Annotated in this window: 24 protein-coding genes and 2 pseudogenes; 13 read left to right on the forward strand and 13 right to left on the reverse strand. The window is 55.0% G+C overall.

Annotated elements, in window-relative coordinates; genetic code table 11:
• The coding region (locus QZ197_RS05435; RefSeq protein ID WP_296430850.1) for a flagellar hook-length control protein FliK at positions 1-1,243 on the reverse strand (1,243 nt) is incomplete at its 3' end.
• 105 nt (positions 1,244-1,348) lie between these two features.
• On the opposite strand from QZ197_RS05435, the gene QZ197_RS05440 reads away from it, so the two are divergent.
• The 3 genes and pseudogenes from QZ197_RS05440 to QZ197_RS16105 all read left to right on the forward strand — a co-directional run.
• Positions 1,349-1,645, forward strand: coding sequence for a rod-binding protein (locus tag QZ197_RS05440; RefSeq protein WP_272146182.1), 297 nt, complete (start codon positions 1,349-1,351; stop codon positions 1,643-1,645).
• Positions 1,635-1,976: a hypothetical protein gene (locus tag QZ197_RS05445; RefSeq protein WP_272146183.1), complete on the forward strand. Its 342-nt coding sequence runs from the start codon at positions 1,635-1,637 to the stop codon at positions 1,974-1,976. Before QZ197_RS05440 ends, QZ197_RS05445 begins: the two co-directional genes overlap by 11 nt.
• 202 nt (positions 1,977-2,178) lie before the next feature.
• A pseudogene (locus QZ197_RS16105) lies at positions 2,179-2,316 on the forward strand (flagellin); the annotation flags it as partial.
• Here the strand turns inward: QZ197_RS16105 and QZ197_RS05450 are convergent.
• Both QZ197_RS05450 and QZ197_RS05455 read right to left on the reverse strand, forming a co-directional pair.
• A pseudogene (locus QZ197_RS05450) lies at positions 2,307-3,605 on the reverse strand (flagellar hook-basal body complex protein); the annotation flags it as partial. The pseudogenes QZ197_RS16105 and QZ197_RS05450 sit on opposite strands and share 10 nt — an antisense overlap.
• A 98-nt stretch (positions 3,606-3,703) precedes the next feature.
• On the reverse strand, positions 3,704-4,540 hold the full coding sequence (locus tag QZ197_RS05455) for a flagellar motor protein MotB (protein WP_272146187.1): 837 nt from the start codon (positions 4,538-4,540) through the stop codon (positions 3,704-3,706).
• A gap of 169 nt (positions 4,541-4,709) precedes the next feature.
• On the opposite strand from QZ197_RS05455, the gene chlG reads away from it, so the two are divergent.
• From chlG to QZ197_RS05490, 7 genes are all read left to right on the forward strand, one after another.
• The gene (gene chlG, locus QZ197_RS05460) at positions 4,710-5,624 is read left to right on the forward strand and encodes a chlorophyll synthase ChlG (RefSeq protein WP_272146190.1); all 915 of its coding nucleotides are present in this window, start codon (positions 4,710-4,712) and stop codon (positions 5,622-5,624) included.
• Position 5,625: 1 nt separating this feature from the next.
• Positions 5,626-6,906, forward strand: a complete 1,281-nt coding sequence (locus QZ197_RS05465) for a BCD family MFS transporter (RefSeq protein ID WP_296430855.1) — start codon at positions 5,626-5,628, stop codon at positions 6,904-6,906.
• A gap of 3 nt (positions 6,907-6,909) precedes the next feature.
• Positions 6,910-8,091, forward strand: coding sequence for a geranylgeranyl diphosphate reductase (locus QZ197_RS05470; RefSeq protein WP_272146194.1), 1,182 nt, complete (start codon positions 6,910-6,912; stop codon positions 8,089-8,091).
• Complete coding sequence (idi, locus tag QZ197_RS05475; RefSeq protein WP_272146197.1) at positions 8,088-8,621, forward strand: isopentenyl-diphosphate Delta-isomerase; 534 nt, start codon at positions 8,088-8,090, stop codon at positions 8,619-8,621. Before QZ197_RS05470 ends, idi begins: the two co-directional genes overlap by 4 nt.
• 57 nt (positions 8,622-8,678) lie before the next feature.
• A complete protein-coding gene (locus QZ197_RS05480) occupies positions 8,679-9,209 on the forward strand; it encodes a gamma-glutamylcyclotransferase (protein WP_272146199.1) in 531 nt (176 codons plus the stop codon).
• Positions 9,210-9,364: 155 nt separating this feature from the next.
• Positions 9,365-10,447 carry a biopolymer transporter ExbB gene (locus QZ197_RS05485; RefSeq protein WP_272146201.1) on the forward strand — a complete coding sequence of 361 codons (1,083 nt, stop codon included), beginning with the start codon at positions 9,365-9,367 and terminating at the stop codon, positions 10,445-10,447.
• Between the two features lie 3 nt (positions 10,448-10,450).
• On the forward strand, positions 10,451-12,157 hold the full coding sequence (locus QZ197_RS05490) for a peptidoglycan -binding protein (protein WP_296430858.1): 1,707 nt from the start codon (positions 10,451-10,453) through the stop codon (positions 12,155-12,157).
• Positions 12,158-12,231: 74 nt separating this feature from the next.
• Here the strand turns inward: QZ197_RS05490 and clpA are convergent, their stop codons facing one another.
• Together clpA and gloB are read right to left on the reverse strand one after the other, a co-directional pair.
• Positions 12,232-14,556, reverse strand: coding sequence for an ATP-dependent Clp protease ATP-binding subunit ClpA (gene clpA / locus QZ197_RS05495; RefSeq protein ID WP_272146548.1), 2,325 nt, complete (start codon positions 14,554-14,556; stop codon positions 12,232-12,234).
• Between the two features lie 180 nt (positions 14,557-14,736).
• Positions 14,737-15,510, reverse strand: coding sequence for a hydroxyacylglutathione hydrolase (gene gloB / locus QZ197_RS05500; RefSeq protein ID WP_272146549.1), 774 nt, complete (start codon positions 15,508-15,510; stop codon positions 14,737-14,739).
• Positions 15,511-15,573: 63 nt separating this feature from the next.
• On the opposite strand from gloB, the gene QZ197_RS05505 reads away from it, so the two are divergent.
• Genes QZ197_RS05505 through QZ197_RS05515 form a run of 3 tightly spaced genes read left to right on the forward strand, consistent with a single transcriptional unit; the run spans position 15,574 to position 18,408 of the window.
• On the forward strand, positions 15,574-16,332 hold the full coding sequence (locus QZ197_RS05505) for a methyltransferase domain-containing protein (protein WP_296430862.1): 759 nt from the start codon (positions 15,574-15,576) through the stop codon (positions 16,330-16,332).
• Between the two features lie 43 nt (positions 16,333-16,375).
• Positions 16,376-17,488, forward strand: a complete 1,113-nt coding sequence (locus tag QZ197_RS05510) for an N-6 DNA methylase (RefSeq protein WP_296430864.1) — start codon at positions 16,376-16,378, stop codon at positions 17,486-17,488.
• Between the two features lie 14 nt (positions 17,489-17,502).
• Positions 17,503-18,408, forward strand: a complete 906-nt coding sequence (locus tag QZ197_RS05515; protein ID WP_296430867.1) for a dihydrodipicolinate synthase family protein — start codon at positions 17,503-17,505, stop codon at positions 18,406-18,408.
• A 399-nt stretch (positions 18,409-18,807) separates the two neighbouring features.
• Here the strand turns inward: QZ197_RS05515 and dxs are convergent, their stop codons facing one another.
• The 8 genes from dxs to QZ197_RS05555 form a co-directional block, all read right to left on the reverse strand.
• The gene (gene dxs, locus QZ197_RS05520; protein ID WP_296430869.1) at positions 18,808-20,730 is read right to left on the reverse strand and encodes a 1-deoxy-D-xylulose-5-phosphate synthase; all 1,923 of its coding nucleotides are present in this window, start codon (positions 20,728-20,730) and stop codon (positions 18,808-18,810) included.
• A gap of 183 nt (positions 20,731-20,913) precedes the next feature.
• Positions 20,914-21,150 (reverse strand): RC-LH1 core complex protein PufX, encoded by a 237-nt coding sequence (gene pufX, locus QZ197_RS05525; RefSeq protein WP_296430871.1) that lies wholly within the window; start codon positions 21,148-21,150, stop codon positions 20,914-20,916.
• Positions 21,151-21,161: 11 nt separating this feature from the next.
• Positions 21,162-22,091, reverse strand: a complete 930-nt coding sequence (gene pufM, locus QZ197_RS05530; RefSeq protein WP_296430873.1) for a photosynthetic reaction center subunit M — start codon at positions 22,089-22,091, stop codon at positions 21,162-21,164.
• 14 nt (positions 22,092-22,105) lie between these two features.
• Positions 22,106-22,936, reverse strand: coding sequence for a photosynthetic reaction center subunit L (pufL, locus tag QZ197_RS05535; protein ID WP_296430875.1), 831 nt, complete (start codon positions 22,934-22,936; stop codon positions 22,106-22,108).
• A gap of 129 nt (positions 22,937-23,065) precedes the next feature.
• Positions 23,066-23,221 carry a light-harvesting antenna LH1, alpha subunit gene (gene pufA / locus QZ197_RS05540; RefSeq protein WP_019954421.1) on the reverse strand — a complete coding sequence of 52 codons (156 nt, stop codon included), beginning with the start codon at positions 23,219-23,221 and terminating at the stop codon, positions 23,066-23,068.
• Positions 23,222-23,232: 11 nt separating this feature from the next.
• On the reverse strand, positions 23,233-23,388 hold the full coding sequence (pufB, locus tag QZ197_RS05545) for a light-harvesting antenna LH1, beta subunit (protein ID WP_008231906.1): 156 nt from the start codon (positions 23,386-23,388) through the stop codon (positions 23,233-23,235).
• A 147-nt stretch (positions 23,389-23,535) separates the two neighbouring features.
• On the reverse strand, positions 23,536-23,760 hold the full coding sequence (gene pufQ / locus QZ197_RS05550) for a cytochrome PufQ (protein ID WP_296430877.1): 225 nt from the start codon (positions 23,758-23,760) through the stop codon (positions 23,536-23,538).
• Positions 23,757-23,975 (reverse strand): PCP reductase family protein (locus QZ197_RS05555; RefSeq protein WP_296430879.1); only part of this gene is annotated, 219 nt, incomplete at its 5' end. The genes QZ197_RS05555 and pufQ, both read right to left, overlap by 4 nt.

Raw genomic sequence — 23,975 nt, forward strand, 5'->3', positions numbered from 1 at the left:
TTGTTGCCGTCGGATCGCCGTCGGATTCGTCATTGGCGCCATCTGTGCCGGACTGCCCATCCGCATTGAAAGTGAACGACACACTATCATATCCCAGAGCCTTAAACTCTTGCGCCAAGACGTCGATATGACGGCGCAACAGTTCTTGTGTCTCGGGACGATCTGCCAAAACCACTAGCGTCAAGTTGCCATCCACTGCCGACATCGACATGCGCACCCGCCCCAACTCATCTGGATTAAGCAGGATTTCGGTTGCTTTGCCATTCGCCTGAACAATTGCAGTCGCAATCTGATGTGCCGCATGTCGCGCGGTTTCAGGCGCTGCCGCCATCACACTGTTGGCCGCCGAAACTGTAGTAGCTGTGCGATCTGGGCCAGCAAGGCCAGGTAGTCCGTCCTGCTCCAACCCTTTGACGGTGGGCTCGCTAATTTCGACAACCCCGGCCGTGATGCCTTGCGTCTTCGCCACGATTGGCTGTGCGGCGACAGTAAACGACGCTGGTACCAAAGCTGCCGCATTGGTTGGATGCAAATGAGATACCCCTGATGTTACTCGCTCTTGCATGTTCCGTGCACGTGGGGTGACCGGTTCAGGCATTTGCGCAAGCGTCGCTGCGGGCTTTGGAATTGATTGGTTTACAGACGTCGCAGCCGGCTGAAATGGCCCGCCAGCCTGACTCGATTGCTTTGCTTTTGCTGGAATCTCTGTTCGAACCTCCGGCTTTTCACCTGCTTGTCCCATGACGATCTTTGGCAATTTCAAAATGCGCCCTTCGACCATTGATTGGGCCGAAGACAAGCCCACCGATATTAAGGGCGCGGGATCCGCACCCTTGGCGAGAGGTGCGGGAGGCGCCGGTGCCGGATTGCCATCTATGGATTTCTCTGGACTGCTCGCGCGTTGAGGGTGCGGCGACAGTGCGTGGCGCGGCGCATCAAGCACACCATTTGTTGACTTTGGAACCTCTTTCTGCGGCATTGGTATAGACAAGGTAGCCATGGTGTCCGCGGCTTCAGTCTGCACGGCTGGGCTCTGGGGATCGATATCAAGATCATCCAAACTGGACGGCACAGGCACGACAGTGCTGTCTGCAGGCAAGACCATCGTCTCAGGTTTGGGACCTACAAGTTCAACAAGCGCCGCAAAAAGCACAGAAACTTCCTGCGCCTTACCCTCTTTGATAAGGCGCGAAGGTGATGCGGCAGCATTTGCTGCCGGTTCTATGATCGATAGTGGGTTCATCGGCTCTCCGAAAGAATCTCTGTTTTCCGAGTATTGCCGCAAAAAACTTACTGAATGTTTACGGCTCTCCGTCAATTTCGCAAAAAATGCACGACGGAGAATCCGATGACAACGATCCCTATCTTACCGCCACCCCGTCAGGCATCGCCCCTGCCTGACTATATACAAGCCGACACAAAACTTCGCGATGCGGCGCAAAAACTGGAAGCCACATTTCTATCAGAAATGTTGAAATCCGCGGGACTTGTCACCCCGCGTGATTCGTTTGGCGGCGGAAAGGGCGAAGAACAATTCTCTTCATTCCTGCGAGAAGCACAGGCTAAAGAAATGGCCAAATCCGGGGGCATCGGACTGGCAGAAGCACTATTTGAAGCGATGAAAGTACGCCTCAATGGCGGATAATACACTGACACAGTTATTCGCGATTCTAGCGGATGAACGGCACGCATTGCTTGGCGCGCGCTATGATGCGTTGGCTGAAATTGCAGTGACTAAAGAACGTTGCTTGCAACATTTAGCCCGAACACCGCCGTCCAAAAAGGTACTGCAAACACTCAAATCACGGTTGAGCGAAAACCAGAGCTTGATTGCCGCCGCGCTGCGCGGCGTTGAAACGGCACGCAAGCGGGTCGAAGCGCTTGAAGATGTACGTGACGTGCTGACGACCTATGATCCTTTCGGCAAGATGACTTTGACATCAAAGGCGCAGAAAACCGTTGAAAAGAAAGCGTAATTTCAATCAAATTTTCCTTATCCGGCGCTAAGTGATTAATCACTTGTTCAGGTTGAGTGGGTTTAAAGAGCGCATCGCTAGAACAGCACGATCGCCGGTAATTGCCCTTGATCAACTTCGTCAGAATGACGCTTCAAGCCGCATTTTCTGCGGATTCCTGAATACAATTGGCGCAAAGCGCCGCATCCAAAGGAACATTTTTATGTCCAGCATTCTGACCAACAACAGCGCGATGGTCGCGCTGCAAACGCTTAAGTCGATCAACAACGACTTGTCCAAGACACAATCTATGATTTCTACCGGCAAAGAAGTCAGTTCTGCCAAAGATAACTCAACCGTCTGAATCACTTTTGCATTCGATGAATATGCGCGCTGGGTTTGGATCAACTCGGTCAATTCACCGGCCACATCGGTCGCAGATTCTTCGCGCGCAAATCCTACAATGTCGCCGGTTGGCCCATCACCCGCATCCCACAGGAAAAAGGACCCGCTATCCGGCGTAACCCGGTAACTTTGTTGATCAAGTGTTTCTAGCCCGTTGACGTTGGGAACATCTACTAAAGGAATTTGATACAAGACGCGGTTGATCCCAATATCAAATGATGCCCGAACAAAACCGTTCTGATCGACTTCGATTGAAGTCAGACTGCCAACTGGCGTTCCATTCTTTGAAATCGAAACGGGCGCAAAAGCATCAGATAGCTGTGTCAGCCCAATTGAGCTGCCAAGCTCTCCGATATTGATCTCCATCGGGCCACCATCAACGGCAATCGTAAGCGCACCGGTCAACGGATCATATCCACCACCGATCGGGGCCAATGGATCAGCAAGATCAACGTTTGCAAGGGTCCCACCCCCGCCACGTGTTGCATCAAATGTCAGCGTATACTCGCCGACAATATCTGGGATCCCGTTCGCATCTATGTCAGATTCACTATCCCGGATGCGCATTGTCCATTCATTCGACGCGCCCGTCACTGGCACGTTTGGTATGAACGTAAAATTCAAGTTCGAGGACGCCCCCAAATTATCGAAATATTCGACCGAGAGTGTTTCTATTTCTCCTGCGGAATCTTCTCTGGTCGATGTCGCAGGCAAGTTCACGGTCAGATCAACACGAGTCGTTGCCTCGCCCGCGAACTGGTTCGCGTTAATTTGAACCGGCACAAGCCCATCTATCGAATCGCGTGGATAATTTGGGATCGTCCCATCAGGTGCGGCTGGCACGCCCATCAAAACAAGTCCGCCAGGGGTGCGCAGATACCCTTGCGCATCAGGCCGGAACGACCCTGTCGTTGTCAAAAACAAAGGGTTTTCACCATTGCCGATCGCAACCGATGCCTCTGACGTTACTGGCAACATTCCGCGCCCTCGGACCGCAAGGTCAGTCGGATTTGACGTGGAAACCAATGCCCCTCGTTCATCAATCAAGCGCGTCGTTGTTGTGCGAACACCGCCTGCAGAATATGTCCCTTGGCCGCTTTCGATCACCATCGCCTGAAAATCTGTCACTGCGCGCTTGTAGCCATAGGTAGAGGAGTTCGAGATGTTGTCGGAAATCGTCGCAAGGCGCGATGCGTTGGCCGCAAGGCCTGCAACACTCGCGTTCAGGGAAGAGGAAATCGTCATTAATAGAGCCTTTCTGCATCGATCATGAAGCTGTCGTTCATGTATTCATAAGGCCGCAATCTTAACGTGCCCCTAATACATAGAATATGAATGAAAATTCAGATGTCAGAACGCAGCAAAACGATCTCAAGCCGGTTGTTGCGCGGCGCAGTGCCATCACGCACGGCCGGTTCACGATCGCCACCACCTGTCATGCGGGTGATACGCCGCGGATCAAGTCCCCCTGCTTCGATCATCCGGCGCATCTGCTCAGCCCGCCCGGTTGAGATTTCCCAGACCGGATAGTTGATGTGCAGCACGGATTTCGCCCTCAAGTGCGCTTCGATCGCGACCGGATTGCGCACCGCCAGAAAGAGACGTGCGAGGACATTTGCCAGTTCTGCCGTAACCGGATTAGGCGTGGTGGTTTCGCCGACAAAAAGCGTGACGTCGGGCAGATCATAAAGTTCAATCACCAACCCCTCGTCGGTGAGGCGCGTGATAATATGACGTAGGGCCTGATCAGACACCATGCTTTCGCCACCTTGCCCCATCAAAACTGCCTCGATATCGCGCAAAGCGGCGACTTGTGCGGCCGCCGCCGCATCCGCATCTGCGTCACTTTCTGATTGGACAGGATTCATGCCAACAGTCGGCTGACTGGTGCCCGTCCCGCTTTGGGCAAGCGTTTGTTCGGTAAAAATATTGTCGCCGCCAAACGCGCCAGAACCGCCCCCGGATATTCGGTTGATCGGAATGGTCGGTGAAAAGTAGTCAGCCAGGCCCTTGCGCTGTTGTTCGGTCGTCGCATTCAGCAGCCACATCAACATGAAAAATGCCATCATCGCAGTCACAAAATCGGCGTACGCCACTTTCCAAGCGCCGCCATGGTGGCCGCCTGCCACGATCACCTTTTTACGTTTGATGATGATAGGCGCGTTCGGTTTCGCAGGCATTTCGACACCCCTTTTTCTACCCGAGGTAGGGAATATGTCAGCAGGGGTAAAAGCGACCTTAATGCTAAAAATCTACGTAAAATGAACATCTCGCAGGAGTGACAAGATAGCACAGTGTCAACTTTAATTTACACTTGTTCAAATAAAGTTGTCAATTTAGACTGACAATATGAGCGCCGCTTCTAACATACAGATCACATCAACTGATCACCGCTGGCCGCAACCACGCGCGATGCTGCGTTTGGTCAAACCTGTTACGTGGTTTCCACCCATGTGGGCCTACCTTTGCGGCGTTGTTTCATCCGGCGCAAGCCCTTCTGATCATTGGTTTTTGGTGGCTCTTGGGGTTATTCTGGCAGGTCCGGTTGTCTGCGGTATGTCGCAAGCGGCGAACGATTGGTGCGACCGTCATGTAGACGCCATCAACGAGCCCGACCGGCCGATTCCATCAGGCCAGATACCGGGGCGCTGGGGGTTATACATCGCGCTCGTTATGACTGTTGTCGGGGCTATTCTTGGTTACCAACTTGGCCCATGGGGGTTTGGTGCGACGCTTTTGGCGATTGCAGCAGCTTGGGCCTACTCTGCTGAACCGATCCGCGCCAAGAAATCTGGTTGGTGGGGGCCGGGCCTTTGCGGGCTCGCCTACGAGACGCTGCCCTGGATCACCGGCGCCGCAGTTTTGGCCGCAGGGGCACCCAGTAGCGAGGTAATTGTCATTGCCGTTTTATATGGATTGGGCGCGCACGGGATTATGACTTTGAACGATTTCAAGGCGATTGAAGGTGACCGTGCAATGGGTCTGCGGTCCCTGCCGGTCACATTGGGGCCGGATCGGGCTGCGCGGGTTGCGTGCTGGATTATGGCCGTTCCACAGGTCTTGGTGATTGCTTTGCTGACATACTGGGACAAGCCGTTCCACGCGCTAGGCGTTATAGCGATGCTCGCCGTTCAATTGGGGGCAATGCGGGTTTTGCTACGCAACCCCGAAGGCAAAACCCCTTGGTACCAAGGGATGGGTATTTTGTTTTACATCAGCGGCATGATGATCGCCGCTGTCGCTTTGCGCACGATAGGAGGCTGATTTGACGCTCACTTGGTTCCAGATATTCCGACTTGGCTTTGTGCAAATGGCGCTGGGCGCGATCGTTGTGCTGACAACATCGACGCTAAACCGCCTTATGGTGGTCGAACTTTCGTTGCCCGCAATCCTACCCGGCTTGTTGGTCGGACTGCACTATGGAATCCAACTGACACGACCCCATTGGGGCTTTTATTCTGACACAGGCGGGCACCGCACGCGCTGGATTATCGGCGGCATGCTGGCGCTGGCTTTCGGGGCATTCATGGCCGCCTGCGCTTTGCCAATCTTCCCGGAATCCTTTGCAATGGGACTGGCCGTGTCAATCGTGGCCTACACGCTGATCGGCCTTGGTGTTGGCGCATCCGGCACATCATTGCTGGCATTGCTGGCAACAACCACTGCCCCGCACCGCCGCGCGGCTGCAGCAACAATCACATGGCTGATGATGATCTTTGGAATTGCGGCAACCGCAGGCACCGTTGGTCAATTCATTGATCCCTATTCGCCAGCTTTGCTGATCAAGATCGTTGGCATTGTCGTTAGCATTGCGACATTGGTCACCTGCATCGCCGTTTGGCGGATCGAGCGGAACCTGATCGCAATTCGCGAGCCCGACCCAACGCCTTTCCGCCAAGGCCTGAAAGAAGTCTGGAGCGAGCGCAAAGCACGCAACTTTACCATCTTCGTCTTTCTATCGATGACCGCATATTTCATGCAAGAACTGATCCTAGAGCCCTATGCAGGTCTGGTCTTCGGGTTCACCCCCGGACAATCGACATCACTATCGGGCGCTCAGAACGGTGGCGTCTTCCTTGGTATGCTATCCGTTGGCATCCTCGCTACTGGTCTAAAAATCGGGGCATTGCGCAATTGGGTCATGACGGGTTGCGTTGGATCAGCACTCGCGCTGATCCTGATCACATTCCTTGGCCCCATCGGGCCAAGCGCACCTCTTGTACCTGCCGTCGTCCTTTTGGGGTTCTTCAACGGCATGTTCGCAGTTGCAGCTATCGGCTCCATGATGGCGCTCGCCGCCCAAGGTGCAGCACGCCGCGAAGGCACGCGCATGGGTCTTTGGGGCGCGGCACAAGCAATCGCCGCTGGGTTTGGCGGGCTGGTCGGCGCAGGGATGGTCGATTTATTACGCTTCAGCATGAGCGACACCCAAGCCTTTGGCATCGTCTTTATCGCCGAAGCCGCCCTTTTCATTGCCGCCGCAGCTATGGCCGCCAAAATTATGGACCGCAAAATGCCGTCCGCAACACTCGTTCCAGGAGAATGATCAATGCAATATGATGTCGTTATCGTAGGCGCAGGCCCATCCGGTGCCACCGCCGCAGAAGACCTCGCTCGCTCTGGCCACAAGGTAGCATTCATTGATCGTGATGGGCGGATCAAACCCTGCGGCGGCGCCGTGCCACCGCGCCTGATCGAAGATTTCTTTATCCCCGAAGAACAGATCGTCGCCAAGGTGAACACTGCGCGCATGATTTCGCCGACAGGACGCCAAGTGGACATCCCGATTGAAAATGGCTTTGTCGGCATGGTTGATCGCGAGCATTTCGACGAATTCCTGCGCAACCGCGCAAAAGAGGCAGGCGCGCACCGCTACATCGGTACGTTCACAAAAATCGAACGCGACGCAGACGGCACCCATGTTATCTACCGTGACAAGGTAAGCGGCAACGCCATGAAGCTGAAAACCAAGCTGGTCATCGGCGCAGACGGGGCGCGTTCTAACGTAGCCCGCACAGAAATCAAAGATGGTGAAAAAATCCCGTATGTGATCGCCTATCACGAGATTATCGAAGCCCCAGAGCGCAACCTGACTTATGATCCCGCACGCTGCGACGTCATCTACGATGGCAAAATCTCTCCTGACTTTTATGGCTGGGTTTTCCCGCACGGGCAGCAGGCCAGCGTCGGCATGGGATCCATGATCAAATCAGTCGACGTCAAAAAGGCTACCGCTGATCTGCGTGCGGTATCTGGTCTGACGGACTGCAAAACGATCCGCAAAGAGGGCGCGCCAATCCCGCTCAAACCACTTGATTGCTGGGACAATGGCAAAGACGTGGTCCTCGCGGGGGATGCGGCTGGCGTTGTTGCCCCGTCATCGGGCGAAGGCATCTATTATGCGATGGTTGGCGGGCGCGTGGCGGCCACTGCAGCAGCGGCTACTTTGGCGTCAGGTCGCGTAAAAGATTTGCAACTGGCCCGCAAACTGTTCATGCGCGAACACAAACAGGTGTTCCGTGTTTTGGGCGCCATGCAAAACGCCTATTATCGGAGTGACGAACGCCGCGAACGCTTTGTATCGCTGTGTCACGATGTTGACGTGCAAAAGCTTACGTTTGAAGCGTATATGAACAAGAAACTGGTAAAGGCCCGTCCAATGGCACACCTCAAAATTGGCATCAAGAACCTGGCGCATTTGACGCGACTGGTGTCGCCGCTGCGCACATGACGATCATGATCCCGGCCTGGGACAACGGTGTGCTGCAACCTATCGAAAAGCTGGACGCGCATGTGCGCGGTCTGAAGCACAAGGCCGTCAGCATATTCGTCATGAACCGTGGGCGCGTGTTGATCCAACAACGCGCGATGGGAAAATACCACACGCCCGGCCTTTGGGCGAACACCTGTTGCACGCACCCCGAATGGGACGAAGACGCAACCGATTGCGCCGTTCGCCGCCTGGACGAAGAACTTGGGATCACCGGCCTTTATCCTGCGCACCGCGACCAGATCGAATATCGCTCTGACGTTGGCGGCGGGTTGATCGAACATGAAGTCGTGCAGGTTTTTGTCGCCGACGCGCCAAACGACCTCAAGATCAAACTAAACCCTGACGAAGTGATGAACACACGCTGGGTTGATTTCTATGACCTCAGTGCCGATGTGGCGCGGCACCCCGATCACTACACACCGTGGCTGCGGATTTACCTGCAAGACCACGCTGCAGCCATCTTTGGCGATTTGATCCAAGTGAGCTAACCCCTTTTCGTTCTGATCAATCCGGTGTTTATGGACGTCAGGATAAAGGAAATCGGTATGGCACTTTGGGTTTTTGGATATGGTTCACTTTTGTGGAACCCAGGGTTTACGCCCAAAGCAAAAGTCAAAGCATGCCTGCACGACTATCACCGCAGTTTTTGCATGTTATCGATCCACCACCGCGGTTCCGAAGAAGACCCAGGTCTGGTGCTTGCGCTGGATACCCGCGCCGGCGGGCAATGCACTGGCGTAGCGTTTCAGGTCGCAGAGGAGGAAGAAGCAGATGTCCTTGCGATGTTGCGCGAACGCGAACTGGTCTCTTCGGCCTATTATGAAGACACTGTTCCGCTGATCACCGAAGACGGCGGAACCATTCAAGCGCTGGCCTACATCATCAGCCGCGACCATGTGCAATATTGCCAATTCGATCTTGAAAAGCAGGCGCAGATCATCGCGCAGGCCGTAGGTGGGCGTGGTCCAAATACGGAATATCTTTTCAACACTGCTGACCATTTGAACGAACTGTCTATTCGTGACGATGATATGGATTGGCTGGCCCAGCGTGTGCGTGCCCTACAAGCAACATAACCCTCTTCCGATTTTCATTGGGTTTGTGGGAATTCATCCATATGGTGTTATGCAGACAATGCAGCAACACAATATAAGGACTGCCATCCGTGTCGGACAAAAGGGCGCCTAAGGTACAGCCACAATTTTCACAGCCCATTCGGCAACTGCTATTCATGTTGATCGTACTTGGGTTGATCGGTGCCGGTTTTTATCTGGGACTGGAACAAATCACGGCGATCTACAAATCGAACCCATATCTAAACGGATTCATCCTCGGCGTTTTCGTTCTTGGCGTGTTGTCATGCTTCAACCAAGTCTTTTTGTTGATGAATTCCGTGCGCTGGATCGAACGCTTTGCGCGTGACGCGGGCGGGCACTCCTACAGTGCGGCACCTTCACTTTTGGCGCCCCTTGCGACATTGCTGCGATCCCGCGGAGCGCGCACGCAAGTGTCATCTTCGTCTGGTCGGTCGATCCTCGATTCCGTCGCACAGCGTATCGACGAAGACCGTGAAATCACGCGGTACATCGGCAATGTATTGATTTTCCTTGGACTTTTAGGAACATTCTACGGATTGGCAACAACTGTTCCGGCGCTCGTTGAAACAATTCGATCCCTGAATCCGGGCGAAGGCGAATCTGGTGCCGACATATTTGGCCGACTGCAGTCCGGTCTAGAGGCGCAGTTGGGCGGCATGGGTACGGCGTTTTCCAGCTCTCTCTTAGGGCTTGCAGGATCACTAATCGTCGGCCTGCTAGAACTTTTCGCTGGGCACGGACAAAACCGTTTCTACCGTGAACTTGAAGAATGGCTATCGACGATCACGCGCATCGGCGTCGATGGTGAAGAAGGGTCCAGCACCGATATGGGTGCGATGGGGGCATTCGTCGACCAGCTGGCCGAAGTTATCGATACGATGAACATGATGATGGGCCAGAACGCGGGAGACAGAACTGAGAATGACCAGCGCTTTGCCAGCCTCGCCGCTGCGCTAGAGTTGATGGCACAGAATAGTAACGCCAATGCAAACACGGCGCTCTTGGACAGAGTGGCCGCCGGCCAAGAAGCATTAATCCAAAAGTTGGATGATAACGGTATGGAAGGCATCGACGCCGAAAGCCGGATGCGTTTGCGGTCAATCGATGTCCAACTGCTGCGAATACTCGAGGAAATGTCAGCCGGTAGGCAAGAAAGCATCAGTGACCTGCGTGGTGACATCGTCAATCTAACCAACGCAATCAAAGGCAGAGGCTGATCCATGGCGCTAAGCCGCAGATCATCTAACCGCTTTCAAAACGCGATCTGGCCGGGATTCGTCGATGCGATGACGGGGCTTTTGCTGGTTTTAATGTTTGTGCTGACCATCTTTATGGTTATCCAATTCGTCTTGCGGCAGCAAATCACCGGACAGGAAAACGAACTTGATGTGCTCAGTGGCGAAGTTGCAGCACTCGCCGCGACCCTTGGGCTAGAACAAGATCGCAGTGCGTCACTTTCGTCTGACCTTGACGCAGCAAACGCAGAAGCCGCCCTGCAATCGAGCCGCATCGCCGCGTTGATTGCCGAACGCGAAGCCCAAGATCAGGTGCTCGCCCAAGCCCAAAACGACATCACCCAGTTCGAGGCGCAAGTTGCGGGATTGTTAAGTGAACGCAGCCGCGCCTTGGACAACATTGCCAGACTGGAAGCCGAACAAGCGCAGCTATTGTCCCAACAGGACGCGCTCAACCTTGCCTTGGCACAAGCCCGCTCTGAAGTCGACGAAGGGGTCGAGGCGGCACGGCTGGCGGCCGCAAGACGCGAAGCGCTAGAGGCCTTGGTCGCGGATTTGGAGGCAGAAGGGATTGAAAAGACCGAAGCCATCACCACGTTAGAGGCAGAAGCGTTGACCGATCTCGCCGCTGCAGAGGCTTTGCGCGAACGTTTGGCAAATGCTGATACCGAACTTACTGCAATGACCCTGAATCTGGAACGGCAGCGCCTTGAGGCTGAGCAAACACTGACGCTGCTGGCTGCGGCGCGCGCTGCCCAAGCGGAACTGGACAGCTTGCGCGGATCACTTGCGGGCGAAAACGAAACATTGGCGTTCGAGCTGGCACAGGTCCGCGCGCGGCTGGCACTGCTAGAAGATAGTGAAAATCTGCAAGCCACCGAAGCGCAGCTTCAGGCCGAATTGCTTGCGTTAGCCAACGATCAACTGGCCCAAGAAGAAGCGCTTTCTGCCGAAAGCCAACGTCAGGTGGCGCTATTAAACGAACAGATTACGGAATTGCGCACGCAGGTCGGCAACCTGCAGTCGTTGCTAAATCTTGCCGAAGAAGCAGATATCGAAGCGCAGGTGCAGATCGAAACGCTTGGTTCGCAGCTGAACACCGCCCTTGCCCGCGTGGTATCCGAAGAACGGCAGCGGCGCGCGTTGGAAGAAGCAGAACGCATCAGGCTAGAAGCCGAAAAAGCACGCCTTGAAGAAGAGGCCGAAAGGTTGACCGCCGAAGCCGCCGATCTTGCCCGGTTTAAATCAAACTTCTTTGGCGAATTACGCGAAATCCTGGAAGGCCAAGACCGCATTCGCATCGAAGGCGACCGCTTTATCTTTGCGTCCGAAGTCCTTTTCGAACCTGGCAGTGCGACCCTTGCCCCGGCAGGCGAAGCTGAAATCGCCAATATCGCGGATATCCTGCGCAGCATCGCCGACGATATTCCCGCAGGGATTGATTGGGTCATCCGCGTTGACGGGCACACCGACAACATACCCGTGGGCAGCAATAGCCGTTTTGCCGATAACTGGGAATTAAGCCAAGCGCGCGCATTATCCGTCGTCCGGTTCATGTCCGAAGATCTGGCAATTGATCCAAGCCGTTTGGCAGCCAACGGGTTTGGCGAATTTCAACCTTTGAACCCGCTCGATTCGCCGGAAGCACGCGCGCAGAACCGTCGGATTGAATTGAAGCTGACTGAAAGATAGCTTTCTCTACAGCGCATGAAAAAGGCCCGCAATTGAAACAATTGCGGGCCTAATTTTCTGTATCTGCGCCTAGTCTAGTCTGCCGTCAAAAGCGGTGGCTTATCGCCTCCGCCAGATATCCGACCCTGCGCAGGTGCTTCATACGTCAGATCAAGCGCGCCTTTTTTGACGCCAACTTTCACGATCCCACCTTTGACCAACTTGCCGAACAATAGCTCTTCGGCGAGCGGCTTTTTGATATGTTCCTGAATGACGCGACCAAGCGGGCGCGCACCCATTTTGATATCGTAGCCTTTATCAGCAAGCCATTCAGCCGCACCTTTTGTCAGCTCGATGTGGACATTGCGATCGATCAACTGCGCCTCGAGCTGAAGCACGAACTTTTCGACAACCTGCATGATGACCGGCTTGGGCAATGCGCCAAAGCTGATGATCGCATCCAGACGGTTGCGGAATTCAGGCGTAAACGTCCGTTCAATCGCCGCAGTGTCTTCGCCTTCACGCGTTTCACGGCCAAAGCCGAGCGCGTTTTTCGACATCTCTGATGCGCCTGCGTTCGACGTCATGATGATGATCACGTTGCGGAAATCAGTTGTCCGTCCGTTATGATCCGTCAGTTTGCCGTGATCCATGACCTGCAACAGAATATTATAGACGTCAGGGTGCGCCTTTTCCATTTCGTCCAGCAACAAGACGCAATGCGGGTTCTGATCGACACCGTCGGTCAGCATGCCACCTTGATCAAAGCCGACATAGCCCGGAGGTGCACCAATAAGGCGCGAAACCGCGTGCTTTTCCATGTATTCGGACATGTCAAAACGCATCAATTCAACACCCAAAGTGTCCGCCAATTGCTTGGCTACTTCGGTTTTACCCACGCCAGTTGGACCTGCGAACAGATAGTTACCAATCGGCTTTTCAGGTTCGCGCAGTCCAGCGCGGGCCAGTTTGATCGCCGATGACAACGCTTCGATTGCGGCATCCTGGCCAAAGACCACCCGCTTTAGCGATTTTTCAAGATCGCGCAGCACCTCTGCATCGTCCTTGGACACGTTCTTGGCGGGAATGCGGGCAATCTTGGCGACGACATTCTCGATCTCTCTTGCGCCGATTGTCTTGCGGCGCTTCGATTCCGCGACCAAATGCTGGGCAGCACCTGCTTCGTCAATCACGTCGATCGCTTTGTCGGGCAGCTTGCGATCATTGATATAGCGTGCGGACAGTTCCACAGCCATTTTGATCGCATCAGCCGTGTATTTGATGCTGTGATGCTCTTCGAAATAGGGCTTGAGGCCCTGCAAAATCTTGATTGCATCAGGGACCGAAGGCTCTGTCACGTCGATCTTTTGGAAACGACGCGCAAGCGCGCGATCCTTTTCAAAGTGCTGGCGGAATTCCTTGTAAGTGGTTGATCCCATGCAGCGCAACTTGCCACCCTGCAACGCAGGTTTCAGCAAGTTGGACGCATCCATTGCCCCACCAGAAGTCGCACCAGCGCCAATGATTGTGTGGATTTCGTCAATGAACAGCACCGCATCAGGGTGATCTTCCATTTCGGTCATCACGGCCTTCAGGCGTTCCTCGAAATCACCGCGGTAGCGTGTGCCGGCCAGCAACGCGCCCATATCCAGCGAGTAGATCGTCGCTTTGGACAGCACTTCGGGTGTTTCACCGTTGACGATCTTAAAGGCCAAACCTTCGGCAATCGCAGTTTTACCCACGCCCGGATCACCCACCAATAGCGGGTTGTTCTTGCGGCGGCGGCAAAGCACCTGGATGCAACGCTCGACCTCGTGGGCGCGGCCAATCAGGGGATCAACATCACCCTTCGTGGCCTTCGCGTTCAAATCAACACAGTATTTCGCAAGCGCGCTTTCTTTTGCATCGCCCTCACCGGGTGCAATTGTCTCGCTTTCCTCGGGCGAACCCGTGACAGGACGCGCTTCCCCAAATGCGGGGTCCTTGGCGACACCGTGGGCGATAAAGTTCACCGCGTCGTAGCGGGTCATGTCCTGCTCTTGCAAGAAATAGGCAGCATTGCTTTCACGCTCTGCAAAGATCGCAACCAGCACATTTGCGCCGGTCACTTCGTTGCGACCAGACGACTGCACATGGATTGCGGCGCGCTGGATCACGCGCTGGAAAGCGGCCGTTGGCACAGCTTCAGAGCCTTCGACATCTGTGATCAATGTTGAAAGATCATCGCCGATGAAATCCTCTAGATCCTTGCGCAGATCATCCAAATTCACCGAACACGCGCGCATGACGCGCGCAGCGTCAGGTTCGTCGATCAATGCCAAAAGCAAATGCTCTAGCGTGGCAAGTTCGTGTTTGCGTTCATTGGCCAGCGCAAGTGCGCCATGAATGGACTGCTCTAATGTGGTCGAAAATGATGGCACGTCAGTGCTCCTTCATATCGGGGGTCGGGCCGTGTCATACACGTACCAACCGTGGCCTGTTAGTCTTAAGGTTTGGTTTTATTCCCCAACCTTCAAGGACTTTTTTTCATTTCAGCATCACAAAACACGTGATGTCCAAGTTTTCTTCACTTTTTTAGCCCTGACCGATCGTGATCACGGCTAAAACCTGTCTTTCAGGGCACGCACTTTCGTAAACACATCCACAGCAGATGCGTCGGCCATGCCCATGACAGATTTGAATTCTGGAAGATCAGCACGCAAAAACGGGTTTGTGCGCTTTTCTAGGGTTAGCGTTGATGGGACCGTTGCTTGGCCAGCAGCACGTGCCGCTGCGATCCCCTTGATACGAGAGATAAGGTCGCGATTGTCTGGGTCAAGGGATGCGGCGAAACGGGCGTTACTTTCTGTATATTCATGACCCGAACAAATGAGCGTATCATCGGGCAGCGCACGCAACTTTTGCATGCTTTCCCACATTTGCGCGGGCGTGCCCTCGAACAAGCGTCCGCAACCCAGCGCCATCAGACTATCTGCGGTGAAAGCAAATCCCGCGTCCGGCATGTGAAACGCAATATGCCCAACCGTGTGGCCAGACACATCCAAGACATGCGTTGTTTGGCCGCAAACCGTGACCTCGTCACCGTCTTGCACGGCAAGGTCGAGGTCAGGCAAGCGGTGGACATCCGCCTTGGCCCCAATCACGCGCGCGCCTTTGCGCAATGCACCCACACCGTCAATGTGATCATCGTGGTGATGGGTGATCAAAATATCCGACAACGTCCACCCACGCCCATCAAGCACCGCTTGAATAGGCGCCGCCTCGGGTGCATCGATCAGCGCAGTTTGCTGCGTCGCCCTGTTGTGGACCAAGAACGCGTAGTTATCGCGCAAGCACGGCACCACAACCATTTCGACCGCTGCTGTCTTTGTCATGGAATTACCGCTCCGCATTGTTATGCTCTTTACATAGCTTTGCCCAAGGAGCCGTAAACCGCAATGCATCTCGACGTTTTGGATCTGCGAGATTTTTATTACCGCAGCGCCTTGGGGCGTGCGGCGCAAAAGGTGATCCGTGACGAATTGACGACGATGTGGCCTGAAGCAAAGGGCCAGATGGTCGTGGGTTTTGGTTTTGCGTTACCGTTGCTGCGCCCATTCCTAAAGGATGCGCGCCGCGTGATTGGCCTCATGCCCGGTCCGCAAGGTGTGATGCCTTGGCCTGCGGATGGCAAAAATGTCAGTGTGCTGTGCGAAGATACGCTTTGGCCGATTGAAACCGGCAAAGTCGATAAGTTGGTGATGCTGCACGGGCTCGAGACGACCGAGCAACCGTCGATGATTTTGGACGAAGCATGGCGCGTTCTTGGACCCGGGGGAAAGGCCGTGATCATCGTGCCAAACCGCGCAGGACTTTGGTCGCGGTCGGACGCGACCCCTTTTGGCTTTGGCAGACCCTATTCGCTTAGCCAGCTCGAGGCACAATTGCGCAAGCACCAGTTTGTGACTGAACGCACAATGTCGACGCTTTATCAGCCACCTTCTAACCGCAAAATCTGGCGTAAATCAGCAGATTTTCTTGAGCGCGTTGGCCACAAGATACCCATCGTCGCCGCAGGTGGTGTGCTAATCGTCGAAGTCAGCAAACAATCAGTTGCCCCCACAAGGCCGGGATTAACCGAGGCCGTGCGTCGACCACTTAAAGCGCTGGAAGGGATCGCAAAGCCCAAGCCAAAACCCGAAGCGGCACCCACATAAGACGGCGCTTGGAACGCGCAGCGTTCACCACTATGCAGGCGGCATGGAAGACACCTTTGAAATCTTTATGGTTGCCACCCCCGGATTCGAGGACGCTTTGTTTTCCGAAGCGCTTGCGAATGGATTTGTAGATGCCGCACGCACCCAAGGCGGCGTAACAACCACCGGCAATTGGGAAGACGTCTGGCGCGCCAATCTGGTGATGCGCGGGGCAAGCCGTATTCTGGCGCGCGTTGGCAGTTTTATGGCGTTCCACCTGGCACAGCTAGACAAGCGCGCACGCAAGTTTCCTTGGGGTGACATCCTGCGCACAGATATTCCTGTGCGGGTCGAGGTCACGACTTCGAAGAAATCCAAGATTTACCATGCGGGTGCCGCGACCCAGCGGATCGAAACAGCACTCAAAGACAGTCACGGTATGACGATCAGCGCCGATGCCCCGCTTACGGTCAAAGTGCGCATCGACGACAATCGCGTGACCATCAGCATAGATACGTCAGGTGAAAGCCTGCACAAACGCGGCCACAAAGAAGCGGTTGGCAAAGCGCCAATGCGCGAAACACTGGCGTCCTTGATGCTGCGCGAATGTGGCTATGACGGGGCGGAACCTGTGCTGGACCCGATGTGCGGCTCTGGCACGTTTCTGATCGAAGCCGCAGAAATGGCCGCAGGGCTTTTGCCCGGGCGCAGCCGTGATTTCGCGTTCATGCAACTCGCCAATTTCGATGCGGGCCGCTGGAGCATTCTGCGCAAGATGGGTGAAGACACAAAGCCCGTCACCCAACATTTCTACGGCAGCGACCGCGATGCAGGTGCTGTCCGGATGAGCCGCGCCAACGCGGAACGTGCGGGCGTCGCGGATCATATCAGCTTTGAAAACCTCAGCGCCTCGGATGTTGCGCGACCCGACGGCCCCACTGGGCTGATCATATGCAACCCGCCTTACGGTGGGCGCATCGGCAATCCCAAACTGCTTTACGGGCTTTACGCATCACTTGGCGAAACCTTGCGCGAACGCTTTGGCGGCTGGCGCGTTGGCATCGTCACCAGTGAAACTGGACTGGCCAAAGCCACTGGCCTGCCGTTCAAACCCAAAGGCGCTGCCATACCGCATGGCGGCATCAAAGTCTGGCTGTTCCAAACCGGCCCTCTGTAAAAAAGGTTCATCCCATGTCCATGTTCCACGGTCTTTCAGCTTTCCCGATCACGCCTTGCAACGCATCAGGCGAAGTCGATACCGACACGCTTGGCCACTTGATCACACGATTAGAGGACGCAAAAGTGAACTCGATCGGGTTATTAGGCAGCACTGGCAGCTACGCATATCTGTCGCGCGCTGAGCGCCTGCGCGCAATCAAAGCCGCAGTCGCCACTCTCACGAACACCCCACTGATCGTTGGTGTTGGCGCATTGCGAACGGATGATGTCGTGGCTTATGCGCAAGACGCTCAAGTAGCAGGGGCAGACGCATTATTGCTCGCACCCGTGTCCTACACACCACTGACGCAGGACGAGGCTTTCGCGCATTTTGAAACCGTCGCCAAGGCCACAGACCTTCCGATCAGCATCTACAACAATCCTGGCACGACGCACTTTAATTTCTCCCTACCTTTGTTGCAGCGACTAGCAGACATCCCCAACATTCAGGCTGTGAAGATGCCGCTTCCGGCAGGTGAAATAGCAGATGATCTGGCGCAATTACGCGCAGCTTTGCCGCATGATTTTGCCATTGGTTATAGTGCCGATTGGGGATGTGCAGCGGGACTTTTGGCAGGTGCGGACGCTTGGTATACCGCGATCGGGGGGACCTTGCCAAAGCCGGCAATGGCCCTGACCAAAGCGGCGCAATCGGGCGATGTTGATCTGACAGCAAAGCTGCAAGCCGCGCTTCAACCGCTTTGGACCGAGGTTCAAGCCTATGGCAGCATTCGTGTGGCATACACCATCGCACGCCACCTTGGGCTGACAGACGCAGTGCCACCACTGCCCGTGCAACTGCCTCCTGCAGAGGTAGAAGCGCGGATTATCGCAGCGCTAGAGCATCTTGATCTTAGCAAACGCTTGCGCCCAGCTTAGCGGCGTAAAGCTAGTGTGATGCGCCTTCTGGCAAAAAAGATCAGGCTCAAACCACCACTCAGCACTGCGACAAAATAAAGGGTGTGCCAATCAGGCAGCCGCCCCAACACCATCTTCGTGAAAACATACTGTAACAGAACGGCAACGACCAACCATCGGTACCTGACAACCGTCAGCATCATAAACCCATTGATCAAGGCAGACGTCCAGAACCCGATTTCCAACGTTCTCATAACGTCACGAGACAGGCCTGACCCACCAATGGTCATTGGAACATTGGTAAACCAAAGAACAAGAAGCGTCCAAGCCACTGCTAAAAGGAATGCTGCCAACCCCACAATTGCGAGGGCAGCCTTCGCATAGCGCGAAATTGCAGGTTCTAATGGCACACAGTTCCAGTCAAACCAGTGCGCCCACTCGCTTCATTTCAATCCCCGCCGCTTGCATTGCCGTGGCAGCGATATCAACCGCCGTTAGCCCTGCATCTGCATACATCGCATCAGGGGATGCGTGGTCGATATAGCGGTCAGGCAGTGTCATTGTGCGCACTTGGCAGCGTCCATCCAGCAGCCCGTCATTGGCTAAATCATGCAAAACCATCGCGCCAAAACCGCCCTTTGCGCCTTGCTCGACAGTAATCAGCGCTTTGTGATTGCGTAACAACTGTCGGATCAACGCGCGATCCAGTGGCTTGGCAAAACGGGCATCAGCAATTGTTGTGCTGACGCCTTGAGCGGCCAGTTTTTCAGCGGCCTTGCGGCATTCCGACAGATGCGCGCCGAACGACAAGATCGCAACATCGGACCCTTCTTGGACGATGCGGCCTTTGCCAATCTCAATCAGCTCACCACGTTCAGGTAGTTCTAGACCAACACCTTCGCCACGCGGATAACGGAAAGCGATCGGACCTCCGTCATAGGCGGCAGCAGTGCGGACCATGTGCATCAGTTCCAACTCGTCCCCTGCGGCCATGACAACCATGTTGGGAAGGGCCGCCATAAATCCGATATCAAATGCACCTGCATGGGTCGGACCGTCAGCACCAACAAGGCCAGCGCGGTCGATTGCAAAGCGGACGGGCAGGTTCTGCAGGGCCACGTCATGGACGATCTGGTCATAGCCGCGCTGCAAGAACGTCGAATAAATCGCGCAAAACGGTTTGAGCCCGCTTGCAGCCATACCAGCAGCAAAGGTCACACCGTGTTGTTCAGCAATGCCCACATCAAAGACGCGGTTCTTAAAACGCGCACCCATAATGTCGACGCCAGTTCCAGACGGCATTGCAGCGCTGACTGCAACAATCGTCGGATCCAACTGGGCCTCTGTGGTCAAGGCTGTTCCGAACACCTTTGTATAACTTGGCGCATTGGGCAGCGATTTCGCCTGCGCGCCAGTGGCGACGTTAAATTTGGACACTCCATGCCCGCAATCTGCACTGTCTTCGGCAGGGGCATAGCCTTTGCCTTTAGTCGTGCAAACATGGATCAGAACTGGACCTGTCGCGCGGGTGCGCGCCGCCCGTAGAACAGGCAGCAGTTGGTTCATGTCGTGGCCATCAATAGGTCCGATGTATGAAAAACCAAGCTCTTCAAACAGCGTACCAGAGCCGCCGGTTTGCATGCCTGTCACCAAGTTACGCGCACGGCGGGCGTGGTCACGAAGTGGACCGGGCAATGCCGCCTCGAACCCTTCGGCCATCTTGTGCAACTCGCCCATAGGCGATGCATAGAGGCCAGATAAATACTTGGACATCGCGCCAACCGGTGGGGCAATCGACATCTCGTTGTCGTTCAGGATGACAAACAAACGGCGGCCTTCGGCGCCTGCATTGTTCATTGCCTCGTAAGCCATGCCCGCGCTAATCGATCCGTCGCCGATCACGGCAATTGCATCGCCTGTGGGCATACCCATATCGCGCCCGACCGTGAACCCGAGGGCAGCAGAGATCGAAGTGCTGGAATGCGCCGCACCAAAGGGATCATATTCGCTCTCGCTGCGTTTGGTGAAGCCGGACAGGCCACCCTCTTGGCGCAGGGTGCGAATGCGGTCACGGCGTCCTGTGAGAACTTTGTGTGGGTAGCATTGGTGACCAACATCAAAAACCAGCTTGTCGCGCGGGGTGTCAAACACCGCATGAATGGCAACCGTCAATTCCACAACACCCAGCGAAGACCCCAAATGCCCACCCGTTTCAGACACCGCAGACACGACTTCAGCGCGCACATCATCGGCCAAGCTGGCGATTGCTGCGTCGTTCATCCGCCGGATATCAGCAGGGCAAGAAACGTTATCTAGAAACGGGGTATGCGGACGATTGGTCATTTCATCACCTTTGTGGTAAAATAAAAAAGCGTCGCAAAAGGGGTGACCCGATTGCGACGCTCGTCTCCTGTAGCCAACAGGAAGGGAACTGGGACACAAAGTCCCATTGAAGGGCCAGCCGGGGAGGTAGGCCCTACAGCGTAGAAGCAGGCGGTGCGTCGCGCCCCGCCTGTTCCAATTTCATCAGACGTGTACGGCTTGTTCGACCACTTCGATCATCATTGATGAGCGGTTGATCGGATCAGGCGTGTCACGGCTTTCCTCTGGCAGGATCCGGCCAATAAAGGCCATCGCTGCGATAATGAACCAAAGCGCGAGCACGAACACTGCTGCATAACCTGCGCCCTTGAGCATCAAGAGCGTGATATCGGCGGATAGCCTGTTCTTCTCGCTTAGTTCGAGGATGTTGTCGTTTTTCATCATCTCTCTCCTTAGTTCAGTGGTGCGTAGCCGTGGACTTGCGCCCAGACGTACCAGTTATCAACAACCGTACCGGTCAACAGAATTCCGATACCGCCAGTTAGCGTTGTCAGAACTGCGAACCACCAAGCCCAGCGGTGGATACCTTCCATGGTGGCGTTAAAGCCCATGGTCCAGCGCCAGAACAATGCAGCACGTTCAGTCGCGGTGCCGCGGTCTACAATTTGCTCGATCTCGCGTTCGCCACCAAAGCGGCTAACCGCAAGGATCGTGGCCCCGTGCATCGCAAACAGCAGGGCAGAACCATAAAGGAACGCAATGCTCAGCGCGTGGAACGGATTGTAGAACAGGTTGCCGTAAGTGATCGAGAACAGGTTCGTCCAATCAAGGTGTGAGAAGATACCGTAAGGGACCATCTCGGACCAGTCGCCCATCAGGATCGGACGAAACAGACCCAACACAAGGAACAGCCAGATCGCAGAGGCGAACGCCCATGCAACATGCTTGCCCATGCCCAGCGCTTCGGCACGCAGGTAGGTACGCACCCACCATGTCAGAACCGAAATCAGCAGGAAGAACGATGCGATCATAAAGTAACCGCCGTCATTCATGGGTGGCATGCTTAGACCGTACCCCGGTGAGGGCGGATCAAGCGACAGCCAGAACAGGTCCCGCAAGAAGATCGCGGGGTTGTAATCTGCCTGTGCCCAAAAGGCCAAACCGACCATAACGAACCAGATCAGACCAGTCGCCATTGAGATGACGCCAAAGGAACCCAGATAAAGGGGGCCCAACTGCGCGTTACCGAACCAGCCAGCCAGCGTTGAAAAGCTGCCTTTGCCGACCCGCTCTGACGCAGGGTTGCCGGGCATCGGGTTGATACCAAGTTCAGGAGGACCTTGCACCTGAACTTGGGTGAAAATGTTTTGATATTCAGCCATTGTTCATAATCCTCCTACAGATCGACCCACCAAGGGAGTTCATAGTACCAGTCCCACCAGATGATCCATTCTTCGAACCAGATGGTGCCGGAAATCACGATACAGATCGCAGACCAGAAACCCGCACTCAGCGCCAAGAAAAGACCCAGACGGTGAATACCCAACGGTCCAATCGAATAGCCGACAAGATCGCGGAAATAGGTATCTTCGTGGTCAGGTGATTTGATCTCTTGCCCTTTTCCAGGGTTCACCGCCGACAGTACCAGCGAGCCATGAAGCGCAAGCGCAAAGCAGGTGGTAAAGAAGAACGAGATCGCGATCATATGCACCGGATTGTAGTGAAAGTTGCCGTAAGCGTAGCCCACGTTATTGACCCAATCGAGGTGACTGAAGATGCCATAGGGAAACGCGTGCCCCCATGCGCCCAACAGAACCGGACGGATCACAACCAGCGTGACATAGGCAAAGACGGCGACACCAAAGGCAAAAGGTACGTGATAGCCAATGCCGAGTTTACGGCAAATTTCGACTTCGCGCATGAGCCAGCTGACAAAGGCGCCAATCGCGCAGATCGTGATGATCTGCCAAAGCCCGCCGTCCATCAAAGGTGCAGCACCCAAACCGTATTCAAGCGGTGGAGGGTTGATAGAAATCAACCATGGGTTCCAAGTAGGGCCTTGGCTGGCCCCGTAAAATATAAGTATCGTCCCAAGGACGGCGAAAAAGAACGTCGTGACTCCGAAGAAGCCAACGTAAAATGGCCCCACCCAGAAGTCGAACAGATCACCGCCAACCAATGTCCCGCCACGGACCCGGTATTTTCTCTCGAAGCTGAGCTGTGCCATCTTCTAATCTCCATTCATTAACAGGCCCTGCGTACCCATTGGTCGCGCCCTGTTATCGTCAATGTCGGTGTTTGCTACGGGCGGATCAGTTGGCCCGCCCGCAGCGTGATTTAGGTCAGCAAAAGCTGATTACATTCCGCCAAAGGCGAGCTGGAACCAGTTTGTGCTTTCGTTGCTTAGCAGGACGAGGTGAATCATCGCTGCAAGCAAGAACAGGAATACGCCCTGTGCCACGAAAACGCGGCGTGGGTCGAATACCAGCCAGATCTTGTAGAACTGTGCCATGTGCTATTCTCCTACCAGCTAAACCAAGGAAGCTTGATGTACGTCAGTACGTGAGCAACGACTGCAACGATCGTGAAGATCGTGAAACCGCTCATGTATACTGCGTGCAGCTCCTGGGCCTGCTCGTCAGTGAGACCTGTGAAAGAAAGGTCAGATTTGTCAGCCATGTTTTGTCTCCAAAATAAAATACTGACGCCGCGCACCCCCCGCGGCCGGGTTACGACAGAAGCTCTTCCTCTGCCCCAATCCATCATCCCGGGGGGGAATGATGAACTTCGGATGTCCGTTGCCGGACAAAACTGTTTGCCTGCAAATCATGCGCTGAAGATTTGCGGCGTAATGATGCGTGCCTGTGTCCAGGCCTTTGCGAATGGGCCCTTTGCGGGCAACTCCATCCGGCGTGTCGCGGACAATGCCCACGTCAACATGCACAGCGGAAGCGTCGCGACAAAGATCAGCGCGAAATACGCATAGTATTCGCGCTTTGGTGGCGCTGACCGGGCCCGTGTGTGGGGCATGTCTGTTGTAAAATCGGTCATTTGCGTCCTCCAGTGGATGGTTGCAGTGTCTCAACGGTTTCAAGAACAACCCGGTCGTTGCCGGCGTCGAGGGCTGCACGCTCGGCTGCGTCGCGCAGCGTTTTTGCGGCAGAAATTCGGGTCAGGATCGGGTGTGTCGCCACGATCTCGTCCAGCTTGGCCTGTGCGTCCGCATCCCAAGGGAAATCGCGGCGCAGCGGGGTTAGCGTGGCATC

This window comes from Yoonia sp. (assembly GCF_017854415.1).
In the GTDB taxonomy this organism is placed as follows: Bacteria; Pseudomonadota; Alphaproteobacteria; order Rhodobacterales; family Rhodobacteraceae; genus Yoonia.